We start from the raw sequence: 11,970 nt of genomic DNA on the forward strand, positions 1-11,970 counted from the left end.
TCCAAAACAAAAAGTGCCATTCCAGACTGTCACGCAACAGCCGGAACGGCACTTTTTTATCTTATTTTCGGTTATTCGCAAACATCACTGCGTATTCAATGGAATTGCGCAGGCTCAGTTCGCTGGCGGTGCCGGTTCCTGCCTGGTCAAAGGCGGTTCCGTGATCTACCGATACGCGGATAATCGGAAGTCCCAGCGTGATATTCACACCGGAAACGGCATCCCACGCGTGTTTCTCCTGATTGTATACAAAGCCGACAACCTTTAACGGAATGTGTCCCTGATCATGGTACATGGCAACGACAATATCATACCAGCCGCCTCTTGCTTTGGAGAACAAGCTGTCCGGCGGTACCGGGCCGTCTGCGTTGATGCCCTCTGCCTGCGCAGCTTCGATTGCCGGGATGATCTCGTCAATCTCCTCATGACCGAATAAGCCATGCTCGCCGCTGTGCGGGTTCAGTCCTGCCACGCCAATCTTCGGCTCTTTGATGCCAAGCTCTTTGCAGGCCTTGTCCGCAATGCGGATGACATCCAGCACACGCTGTTTCTTCACGCGGTCGCAGGCCTCACGCAGAGATACGTGCGTAGAAACATGAACAACCCGCAGGTTCTCATGCGCCAGCATCATGGTATAGTTTTTGGTTCCGGTCATCTCTGCGTAAATCTCCGTATGGCCGGAATAATGATGGCCGGCAAGGTTGACTGCCTCTTTGTTAAAAGCATTGGTAACGGTGGCATCTACTTTATGGTCCATAGCCAGATGAATCACTTTGGCTACATACTGGAATGCTGCCTCGCCGCACATAGCGGAAACCTCACCGCGTTTTAACTTGTCCATATCTACCAGGCCCATATCCAGAACATCGATGGTGCCATATTCATACTTTGCCTCGCTGATATCCTGAATCGGATTGATTTTCATCTCCGTATGTCCCACGATCGGCAGAGCTGCCTCCATCACACAGGCATCACCAACCACAACCGGGCGGCACAGATCGTATAATGACTTGTCCGCAAATGCCTTTACCGTGATTTCCGGTCCGATGCTGGCCGGATCTCCCATGGTAATTCCCACAATTTTCTTTTCACTCATCGGTAACAGTCCTCCTGAAATTTTTCCATATTCGTAACTGTTCAGTACCTTCACAGTTACGGGCAAAAATCCATTGAAAATTGCCTTCGGCAATGGGATTTTTGCCTGCAAGCCCATGTTTTCATACGGTCAGCGCAGTGAATGCGCAGACCTACTGAACAGTTACCCATATTCTATCTTACATGGAAAGGACCGGAGGCGTCAATCCATCCGGTCCTTTTCTAAACAACACCTTATTACTTCTTAGCTGCTCTGCGCTTTTCCTCCATTTTGTGAAGGGTAGATACCAGCAGCGGACAGCAGATTGCTGTAACAATGATTGCTGCGGTGATCTGAGCGGTTGCTGCTTCAGATACTGCTAACAGGGTTGCGTCTACTGCTGCTACAGATGCCGGAGTTGCTGCTGCATTTCCTGCTGTGGTACCAATAGCACCGCCAACCTCAGGATAGTCCATCTTTAACAGTTTGTAAACCAGGTAGCCTGCAAGACCAGTAATCACGGTACATCCAACACCTAAGAGGATACCAGGAGCGCCTGCCTTTAACAGGTTCATGATATTTAAGCCTGCGCCCAGCGGGAATGCGAAGAACGGGATCAGCATGGAAGCACCCGGCTCGCAGAATTTACGGATATCTTCATCCAGGTTACCAAGGATACATCCGACAATAACCGGAATGATACATCCAACCAGAACGGACATCGGGATTTTTGCAACACCAGCAGCGCCTAATGCGACCATGGTGAAAAACGGGCCATCGTTGATGGACAGGATGGATACTGCGCCTACATCGGTTGCGTCACCATACTCACCTGCAAGAGCTGCGTACAGACCACCGTTGGAGTTTGCCAGGGCACCTACGATTGCCAGGGTAGAAAGGCCAAGGAAACCAGCTTCACCAAAAAGCTTGCCACAGATCAGGCCGATGATGATACCCATACCAACTTTTACAAGCGTGATCGTTACACCTTTATAAATCGTTACGCCGGCTTTCTTGAAGTTGATGGTTGTCGCGTTACAGAAAATGAACACTGCCAGGATCGGCATTGCGCCGGATTTCCACAGATATGTGGTAAACGTACCATCAAACATGGTCCAGATGGTGCCGCCGAAAAAGGTATTGATGATGGCACCTAACAGCAGCGGAACTACCATCAGTCCGCCAGGAATCTTTTTCACAGTTTTTAAAATGTTCATGTAGTTATCCCCCTATCTGGCACTATTTTGCTGCCAGTAATCTTAAAATGTTATCGACTGTGTAGCCAAGATTTTCCTTGCTGTGATGACGGCTGATGGAGAAATCCTGCGGCAGGCGGTTGATCGGGAATACCGCGGTCACGCCCATCTCGTAAGCTTTATCAATCTCACTGTCATCTGCTCCGCCTACAACAGCGATTACATTTTTATTCTGTTTCTTTGCGCGTTCCGCAATGCCGATCACGACTTTTCCGCGCAGGCTCTGGGAATCCAGCTTGCCCTCGCCGGTAATGATGTAATCCGCGTCTTTGATCATCTCATCGAAGTTTACGGTATCCAGAACAGTCTGAATGCCCATCTGGAGACGGGAACCAAAGAAAGCGATCATGCCGGCACCCATAGCACCTGCTGCGCCGGTGCCAGGTACCTGGCTGATATCCTCGCCGGTTGCCTCGGCAATCACACGGCTTAAGTTCTTAATTCCTGCGTCCAGTTCTTCTACCATGGCCTCATCAGCACCCTTCTGAGGTCCGAAAATGTAGGAGGCACCGGTCGGTCCGTACATCGGATTGTCGATATCACACATGGTAACAATCTCAACCTGATCCAGAACCTTTGCCCTGCCGCTTAAATCAATTTTCGCGATATCCGCGGTAGTTCCGCCGGTCGGAACGAACTCCTTGCCGTCTTTGTCATAAAATTTAATGCCAACTGCAGCGGCTGCTCCGCATCCGCCATCGTTGGTACTGGATCCGCCCAGACCTACAATGATCTTCTCCACGCCACTCTCTGCTGCCGCAAGGATCAGCTGTCCAACACCGTAAGTTGTGGTCAGTTTCGGATTCTTTCTGTCTTCCACCAACGGAAGTCCTGCGCAGGAAGCCATCTCGATAACCGCGGTTTTTCCTTCATGAATCAGTCCGTAGTAGGACTCCATATCCTCAAAGTAAGGATTCTTTACGGTTACAGACACCTTACTGCCGCCAAGCGCAGTCAGAAACGCATCTACGGAGCCTTCTCCACCGTCCGCTACCGGGACACACGCGGTTTCTGCGCCCGGGAAATGCTTTTCTACTTTTTCTTTCGCGATTTCACAGATCTGTTCAGAACTTAAGGTTCCCTTGAAAGAATCCGGTATCAGAATAAATTTCATGATAATCCCCCTCTTTTGTTTACTCTCTTACGATAACAGATACACCATCCGGAATTACGGTTACTTTGTAATCGTCTTTCTTTACGATTGCTTTTGCCTTCTCCATAGCCTCTTCCATGCTGTGAGCCGGAACCATATGTAAGTCTTCTACCAACTGGTCATCGCAGGAAGAAACAAATACAACCGTTGCCTTTAACAGCAGTCTTGCGAAGATCTGGGACTGCCACTGGTCAATGATGGTCTCCTCCGGTTTTCTGTCCAGGAAGGTCTTCATCATGCGGTTCAAATCTTTCTCATCGCGGAAGGTCTCATGGAAGTATTTGCCGCCGTGTCCGTCTGCTGCCTTGGAAAGCATGATGATCACGCCACCCTCTTTTACGGTAGCCTCTGCAGCGGTCATTCCCTTTACAGACTGGTAAATGTTCTGATCCAGCGGATAACCACCGTTGGTGGAAATGACGATGTCTGCCGGGATTGCGTCTACCTGACACTTGGAAGCCAGGAACTCACGGCCAACTCTGTGAGCCAGATCACAGTCACCTGCAACAGCGAAGATCGGATCATGTGCTGCGTCAATGACAACGTTCACAATGAAGTCCAGTCTTGCTGCTCTTGCTGCATACAGCATATCGTTATGGACCGGGTTGCCTTCGATTACGCCGGTACGCGCGTGCGGGTCTGCGATGAATCCAGAGTTGTGGTTGTACATAACAGTCTCACGGCTTGCAACACCCGGAAGCACACTCTTTCTGCCGCCGGAGAAACCAGCGAAGAAATGCGGCTCAATAAAGCCCTCTGCTACTAATAAGTCAGCCTCTGCAGCCAGACGGTTAATGATCAGGTTGCCGCCGGACGGAAGTTTTCCCAGGTAAACCAGGTTGTCTTTGTCGTCACAGTCATGAACTACAATTTTCTCATTTGCCATGATCTCCGGTCCAAATTTTGCTGCCAGCTCCTCTTTCGTGGTGCTTCTGTGAAGACCGGTGGAAATCAGAATGGTGATATCTGCATCCGGGTTTCCTTTCCGGATCTCAGCCAGGATCAGAGGCATCATGATATGGCTCGGAACCGGTCTGGTATGATCAGAAGAAATCACAACGACCTTTTTCTTTCCTGCTGCCATGTCGCACAGTCTCGGAGTTCCGATTGGATGCTCCAGAGCCTCCTGAACCAGTTCTGCGCCACTCTTCGGTGCTTTATAGCTATGAAGTTCAGATAAAAGGACACCGGCAAAATGCTCGTCCTCAATCTTTGCAGTTAATTTTTCTTTTCCGTAAGGTAATAAAAATTCTTTCATTGTAACTCCTCCTTTATGATGTATAAGAATTTAAATGGTTTCTTTCAATTTTCTGAGCGCAAACGCAACTGCGTCATCCTCACCAAAAGCACCCGCCTTGGTAACCAGCTTCATGCCTTCAAAGGAACCGCCTTTCACCCGGACTAACGGGATGCCTACGCGAATCTCGGAAAGGATTTCCGATCCGTCTGCCCCGATGTTGGCCAGCATGCCAAGTGCCGTATCTCCACCGGTCAGGAATACTCCGGACACCGGAACCTGCTCAAGCACCTGCAGTGCCAGATGGCCGATGATGGAACGGACCTTATCGCCGGTCTCCACCGGACCAAGTCCCAGCTTCTCGCCCGCTTCAAAGGAAAGCTCCAGTTCCTCACGGTTGTAGGATGTATTCGCAAGAAGAATTGTATCTTCGCCGCGCTTCAATGCACTGACTGTCTGCTCCAGATAAGTGCTCGTATCTTCTTCCCCGGAAAGAATGCGGTGCATCGGGATCTGAACCATGGTGATGCCCTTTCCCTCGCAGTACTTCATCTGCCGGTTTGTTACCGTGCTGACACTCGCCACAACACCGAACGCCGGAAGTGACGGACGCTCCAGCTGCATCAGATTATCTGCCAGTCCGGCCGTTCCGATATAGAGAATCTTTTTTTCCTCTTTGCCGGCCGCAACCAGAATCCTTCTCAGATCCTCGTTTGTCTCCGCGTCACAGGCATAGATTCTTCCTTCCCCGAAAGCCAGATCCTTGCTCCGCACATCCGGAAGGCGCTTTAACAATACCTTTTCGTCATATACCGCAGACAGCATACGCACCAGATTATCTTCCACCACCGGATTTTTCGGATCCAGTGCCAGTTCCGTTCTGCAGATTTCCGTACCGTTCAGGCACTGTACTCCATCCACTGTCGTACGTCCAAGATCCGGCAGCGCCGGAGCGAAGATAATCAGTTCCGGCTGGAACTTTTCATCTACTGCCTTCACCTCTGACGCGATGTTTCCCCGCATGGTAGAATCTACTTTTTTGATTACAAAACAGAACTCGTCAAAATCCACATTCTCCACTGCATGTGATACAATCTCATACGCATGATCCGGATGCACCGTTCTGGATTCGGTATCGATCACAACTGAATGTTCTGCTCCTACCGGCTTTCCTGCAAATAACACATCCGTGGCAAAGCCCCTTCTCCGAAGCTGCACGCCGGTGTCATTCGCGCCCGTAAAATCATCCGCAATGATCAGATATCTGTCTTTCAATTCTTCTCACCGCCCTTGCTGTTCATTTTTGAAACACCATTATTTTAATTTCCAAAAATTTTAGATTTATTTTCGCTACATTTCATATTTTACACAGAATCCACTTTTATTTTCAATGAATTTCTTTTATAATATGTTTAAGTTTGTAACACTCGGAGGTTTTATACATGAAAAAAATCCGCATTCTTGGAATTGCACCCTATAAAGGGCTCGTCACGCTCATGAAACAATGCGCCCTGCAGTACCCGGAAATTGAGCTGACCGCATTCACCGGCAGCATGGAACAGGGACTTGCCATTGCCAGGCGGTACAGCGAACAGTATGACATCATCATCTCCCGCGCAAATACCGCAAACATGATTTCCCAGGCGGTCCACATTCCCGTTATTGATATCGGTATCGGATATTATGACATTTTGCGATGCATCAAAATGGCTCAGAATACCAGCACCAAATTCGCGCTGCTCGGTTTCCAGTCCCTGACCGTCATTGCCAAAAATCTCTGTGACCTTCTGCAGATCAAACTGGACATTTTCTCCTTTTCCCCGGAAAACTGGACGGATTCGGACCGTCTGCTGGATAATATGAAGGAACAGGATTACAAAACCGTCATCTGCGACATGATCCCCTACGACCACGCGAAAATGATCGGGATCACGCCCATTATCCTGACTTCCAGCGCGGAAAGCGTAAAGCAGGCCATAGAAAGCACCATTCGAACCTGGCATCAGAACCAGAAGCTGCTTTCCTCCAACGCCATGATGCAGGCCCTGATTCACAGCAGCTCCAACCGCCATCTGATCCTGGATCTGGACGGAAACTGCCTGTATTCCACACTGGATGCAGAAAAAGAAGATCTCTTCATCAGCTGTCTGAAAAAAGAAATCTCCAAATCGAAAAATATTCCCCGGCGTTCCTTCTTTGTCACTCTGGAAAACCAGCTATATTCCATCCGTTCCAGCTTTGCCGAGGAAGGAAGTGAACCGTACATTATTTTCCGGGTCATGCCCTCCAAAATTCCGCTCAGCCATTCCAAATACGGTATCACCATCATGGATAAAGAGCAGGCACAGCAGAGTTTTGTAGAAAGCTTCTATAGTAATACTGAACTTGCCCGCGACATTATCTCCGCCACGGAGCAAATTGCGCCCTTCGACACGCCCCTAATGATCACCGGCGAGATAGGCACCGGAAAAGACCGGGTTGCCTACCTTTACTATGCGAAAAGCCATCGCTGTGATAATCCGCTTTATGTCATCAACTGCGCCCTGTTAAACGATAAAACCTGGAATTTTATGATCAACCATTATAATTCGCCGTTTACAGACAACGATAATACCATCTATATTTCCAATCTGGGCGTATTGCCGCCACAGCGTCAGAAGCAGCTTTTATCCATTATTCTGGACACCAACCTGCATATCCGCAACCGGCTGATTTTCTCCTGCACCCAATCCAGAGATGGCTGTCTGCCCCACACCGCCCTCGAATACAGCAACACGCTGGGCTGTATTCCGCTTCCCATCAAACCGCTGCGGGAACAGAAAAGCGACCTGGTATCTTCTGCCAGCCTTTACATTGATACCTTAAACCAGGATCTTGGGCGCCAAGTAGTCGGACTTTCCGAAGATGCCGCCCAGCTTGTCATGGACTACGACTACCCATGCAACAGCACGCAGTTCAAGCGCATTCTAAAAAAGGCAGTGCTGGAAACCAGCACCGCCTACATATCCGGTGAAACCATAAAAACCATATTAAAGGAAGAATCCGTACTCTTTCCTGCGGATCCTCCATCCCATGCCATGCCGCATCCGCATGCGCATACGCAGGGCAATGAAACGAACAAGCCGGCCTTTGCCCTGAATCTGGACCAGTCTCTGGACAGGATCAGCCAGGATATCGTCCAGCATGTGCTGGCCCTCTGCGACGGAAACCAGACTGCTGCCGCCAAAAGGCTCGGCATCAGCCGCACCACTCTGTGGCGCTATATCAACCGATAAGAAGCTTCACGCGCTGCACAGCAAATTCTGCCTGTAATCCACAGCTGTTACTCTTCCACCCGGTTCAGCTCTCCGGTTGCGGAATCCATGATAAATCCGCTGATCCGCACATCCTTCGGCATCAGCGGGTGTTCTTTCAGTCTGCGTACCGTCTCATGTACGGAAGACTCCACGGACTCGAAGCCGCCAAGCCAGCGCTCCAAGTCAATACCGCTGTGACGCACAATGTCGATGTGCTGCTGGTCAATGCCGCGCTCCACCAGCTTCTCTAACATCTCATTTCCGTCCATGCCCTGCACGCCACAGTCGGTATGGCCGATGACCATAACCTCTTCCACGCCCAGCTCCAGAATGCCGACCAGCAGGCTTCGCACCACGCTGCCGTAGGGATGCACGATCACGCCGCCGGCGTTCTTGATGATCTTGGCATCACCATTTTTAATGCCCAGCGCCGCCGGAAGAAGTTCCAGTAGGCGGGTATCCATACAGGTTAAAATAGCCAGTTTCTTATCCGGATACTTGCTGGTCAGATACGGCTCATAGCCTTTGTTCTCCACAAATTTCCGGTTATATTCCATAATTTCATCAATCATGTGTTATCACTCACTTTCTGTCATACCAGGGCTGGTTCCATTTCACAACAGCCCTGTATTTTCTCCAAACAATTTGCCGCCTCATCAATATACCAGATTTCTGTTCTATTGTCAGTAGATCAGAGGATTCTTTATGGAAAATTTAGAAACCCGTTGCTGTTCACACGTTGCGCAAACGCGTCAGATTTCTTTGTTGTTAAACAATCCTCGAAATGTATTCTAAAAGGCAGCATCCACTAAATGTTTGGTGTATTCAGACTGCGGAGATTGAATGATCTGCTCCGGAGTACCTTCCTCAACAATCTTTCCTTCGTACATAACCAGCACTCGGTCACAAAAAGACTGTACCAGAGCCAAATTATGACAAATAAACAAAAAAGAAAGTTGTTTCTCCTGCTTTAGAGATTTTAATAGTTCCATAATCTGCTGCTGAATTGTTACATCCAGGGCGCTGGTGGCCTCGTCACAGATCAGCAGTTTCGGTCTGATTGCCAGTGCGCGGGCAAGAGCCGCCCGCTGGCACTGACCACCGCTTATCTCGTAAGGATAACGTCTCGCATACTCTGGGGAAAGCCCACATTGCCCCAGAAGTTCCTCTGTGCGCCGCATCCTCTCTGCCTTCGGCGTCCCGTTATTTCGCATACTTTCACTGATGCCATGACCTATGGTTTTGCGAGGGTCAAATGAACCCGCAGGAGATTGAAATACCATTTGCACCTGCTGGTATGCTTCCCGCAGTTCCTTTCCTCTGGATTTCGTAATCTCTTTTCCATTCAGATGAATTGTTCCGGCAGTAGGTTCAATCAGCCGGGTAATCAGTTTCGCCAGTGTACTCTTCCCACAGCCTGACTCACCCACCAGTCCTACGGTTTCGCCATCATCGACATGAAAACTGACATGGTCAACTGCCATATGCTCTGTTTTGTCTTCCTCTAAAAAAATCTTTGTCAATCCTTCTATTTTTAATAAAACACCCATCCTTTTATGCCCTCCGCAGTTTCGGCACTGCTGCCAGCAGCTTACGGGTGTAAGTATCCTGCGGTTCACACAGGATCTGCTGTGTCGTTCCGAACTCCATGATTCGTCCATCCTTTAGCACCAGAACTGTATCTGCCATAGCTGACACAACGCCAATATCATGAGTAACCAAAATAATCGCAGTTCCAAACAGTTCGCGCAAGTGCAGCATTTCTTCTATCACCTGTTTTTGCACAGCCACATCCAGCGCACTTGTAGGTTCGTCAGCCATCAGCACAAGCGGTTCCATCAGCATGGCTATGGCAATACCAGCTCGCTGGTTCATGCCTCCGGAAAGTTCAAACGGGTAGCTCTCCCAGATACGCTGTCCATTTTTAAACTGGAGTTTGTCAAACAGTATCAAAGCCTTTTCTTTCGCCTGGACTCTGGTGATTTCCATGTGCGCCGCCATGCTTTCATAAATCTGATCTCCGATTGTTCGAATTGGACAAAGGGAAGCGCCCGCATCTTGAAAAATCATCCCGATCTGTGCGCCGCAGATTTTCCGCAGTTCCGGTTCCGGCAAGTCAGGCAAATCTTTATTCTGAAACCAGATATCTCCTCTAGTCACCAATCCGCCTCCTCCCAGAAGCCCCATGGACGCCTTCAAAAGGGTGCTTTTCCCGCTGCCGGATTCTCCTACAATGCCAAGGATCTCCCCTTTATGAAGGGTAAAGCTCACGTCATGAGTCACTGCGTGTCCATTGAAGCTGACTTCCACAGAATCGTAGGTCAATAAGGGTTCCATGCCGCTTCCTCCTCTCAAAATGACCTCTTACTGGACAGGCTTCAAATCCACCGTGATTTCATAGAAGTCACACGGATGCGCAACCAGTCCCTCCACATCCGATTGACAAATCATGCTCATCTGCAGGTGAGAGCAGAATACAAAGGCATCGTCGTCCAGAATGGTCTGCTGCATTTCCACTGCCAATTCCGCCCGGCGGTCCATATCAAAGGTTCTGTCCAGTTCTGACGCCAAACTTTCCAATTTATCACTGTGATAGTGCCCGTTATTCACCGCTGAGCTATCCAGACAGTGGGTGGTAAAGAAATACGCCGGGTCGCCGGTAGGTGCCGTGACCATAGCGCTGGCATAGACATCCCACGCCGCCGGGTCCACCCGGATGCTGTTGTGATCCGCTGTGCTGTTGATAATCACATCAAAGCCAATATCGCCCAGGGTGGCCTGCACGGATTCGGCAAGCAGAGGCAACTCCTGGCGGCTGGGATAGGTCAGCCAGCGAATGGTCAGGGGCTGGCCGTTCTTTTCCCGGATGCCGTCCCCATCGGTATCCATCCAGCCTGCCTCTTCCAGAATCAGTCGGGCACCGTCGGGGTCATACGCTTTGGCAGTGACCGCATCGCCTCCGAAAGAGAAATTGTCCGGATATACGCCAATGGCCGGGTAACCATTGCCGTCCAGCAGATCGTTGACAAAACGCTCTTTGTCAATGCCCATAGCAATCGCCTGGCGTACGGCAGGATCTTGAATAATGGGACTCTCAAAATTCATGTGTGCGAAAAACGCCCGGCTGGTAGCCGTGCTGGAGAAGGTATAATCGTCATTTTGGAACAACGGGTAGCTGGCATAAGGCATTCCATAAGCGCCATCGATCTCTCCGGACTGAAGGGCCATGGTCAGCGTATCCCCGTCCGAAATCGTCAGCACCGTCACATTGTCAAATCCCGGCTCGCCGTTCCAATAGTTTTCATTTTTCTTAAGATTCAGTTCCTCACTGGTAATCAGCGAAGTGGCGATATACGGTCCTGTTCCAGACACAATGCCATCCTCGGTAACACCTGCATCCATATCAATGATGCATCCATAGGGATCGCTGAGATAGTTGATCAATGTGGGGCGAGGCTCCGTTGTGGTAATGGTTACCGTCTGTCCTTCTGCGGTAATCGTATCGATCATCAAGTCACCACGTGCCCGGTCATGAATCTCCACCAGATGCTCCAGGCACTCTTTCACGGCCTCGCCGTCCATCGCCCGGCCGCTGGAGAAGGTAACGCCGTCCCGCAGAGTGATTTTCCAGGTCAACTCATCGATCAGCTCATAATCGGTGGCAAGCCAGGGTTCGATCTCCATGGTGTCTGAATAACGGAACAGCGTCTCTCCAACGCCATAACGGATGCAAGCCCAACCGGAATAGGTGTTGTGCGGGTTAATGTCCGGCTCTTCGTTTTCCGCATTAAAGGTAGTATCGCCGAATACAAAGGTGGTTCCGGCAGTTTCGCCATCAGGGGAATCGCCTTGTGCGGCACACCCGGATAACGCTCCCAGTGCGAGGAAAGCCGCAGTCAACAGCGTCAACAAGAATCTGCATTTTTTCATCTTTTTTACTCCTTTTTTCAATA

Annotated in this window: 10 protein-coding genes; 1 reads left to right on the top strand and 9 read right to left on the bottom strand. The window is 49.9% G+C overall.

Features of this window, described 5'->3' with window-relative positions; all coding sequences use genetic code 11:
* Positions 1-61 precede the first annotated feature (61 nt).
* The 5 genes from pdxA to WMO41_RS08385 all read right to left on the bottom strand — a co-directional run bounded on the left by pdxA (position 62) and on the right by WMO41_RS08385 (position 5,996).
* The gene (gene pdxA, locus WMO41_RS08365) at positions 62-1,066 is read right to left on the bottom strand and encodes a 4-hydroxythreonine-4-phosphate dehydrogenase PdxA (RefSeq protein WP_494338438.1); all 1,005 of its coding nucleotides are present in this window, start codon (positions 1,064-1,066) and stop codon (positions 62-64) included.
* 266 nt (positions 1,067-1,332) lie between these two features.
* Positions 1,333-2,292 carry a 2-keto-3-deoxygluconate permease gene (locus WMO41_RS08370; RefSeq protein WP_349229369.1) on the bottom strand — a complete coding sequence of 320 codons (960 nt, stop codon included), beginning with the start codon at positions 2,290-2,292 and terminating at the stop codon, positions 1,333-1,335.
* A 22-nt stretch (positions 2,293-2,314) separates the two neighbouring features.
* Positions 2,315-3,445, bottom strand: coding sequence for a glycerate kinase family protein (locus WMO41_RS08375; protein WP_494338437.1), 1,131 nt, complete (start codon positions 3,443-3,445; stop codon positions 2,315-2,317).
* Between the two features lie 19 nt (positions 3,446-3,464).
* Positions 3,465-4,742, bottom strand: coding sequence for a nickel-dependent lactate racemase (gene larA / locus WMO41_RS08380; protein WP_349229370.1), 1,278 nt, complete (start codon positions 4,740-4,742; stop codon positions 3,465-3,467).
* A 30-nt stretch (positions 4,743-4,772) separates the two neighbouring features.
* Positions 4,773-5,996 carry a four-carbon acid sugar kinase family protein gene (locus tag WMO41_RS08385; RefSeq protein WP_349229371.1) on the bottom strand — a complete coding sequence of 408 codons (1,224 nt, stop codon included), beginning with the start codon at positions 5,994-5,996 and terminating at the stop codon, positions 4,773-4,775.
* Positions 5,997-6,163: 167 nt separating this feature from the next.
* Between WMO41_RS08385 and WMO41_RS08390 the strand changes: the two genes are divergently transcribed.
* On the top strand, positions 6,164-7,996 hold the full coding sequence (locus WMO41_RS08390; protein WP_349229372.1) for a sigma-54-dependent transcriptional regulator: 1,833 nt from the start codon (positions 6,164-6,166) through the stop codon (positions 7,994-7,996).
* A 47-nt stretch (positions 7,997-8,043) separates the two neighbouring features.
* Here WMO41_RS08390 and WMO41_RS08395 read toward each other — a convergent pair whose 3' ends face one another.
* The 4 genes from WMO41_RS08395 to WMO41_RS08410 all read right to left on the bottom strand — a co-directional run bounded on the left by WMO41_RS08395 (position 8,044) and on the right by WMO41_RS08410 (position 11,947).
* Entirely contained in the window at positions 8,044-8,589 is a 546-nt protein-coding gene (locus WMO41_RS08395; protein ID WP_349229373.1) for a beta-class carbonic anhydrase, read from the bottom strand.
* 219 nt (positions 8,590-8,808) lie between these two features.
* Positions 8,809-9,567, bottom strand: a complete 759-nt coding sequence (locus WMO41_RS08400) for an ABC transporter ATP-binding protein (RefSeq protein WP_349229374.1) — start codon at positions 9,565-9,567, stop codon at positions 8,809-8,811.
* A gap of 4 nt (positions 9,568-9,571) precedes the next feature.
* On the bottom strand, positions 9,572-10,354 hold the full coding sequence (locus WMO41_RS08405) for an ABC transporter ATP-binding protein (protein ID WP_349229375.1): 783 nt from the start codon (positions 10,352-10,354) through the stop codon (positions 9,572-9,574).
* Between the two features lie 27 nt (positions 10,355-10,381).
* On the bottom strand, positions 10,382-11,947 hold the full coding sequence (locus WMO41_RS08410; RefSeq protein ID WP_349229376.1) for an ABC transporter substrate-binding protein: 1,566 nt from the start codon (positions 11,945-11,947) through the stop codon (positions 10,382-10,384).
* Positions 11,948-11,970: the final 23 nt, after the last annotated feature.

It is taken from the genome of Ventrimonas faecis (genome assembly GCF_040096075.1).
In the GTDB taxonomy this organism is placed as follows: Bacteria; Bacillota; Clostridia; order Lachnospirales; family Lachnospiraceae; genus Brotaphodocola; species Brotaphodocola faecis.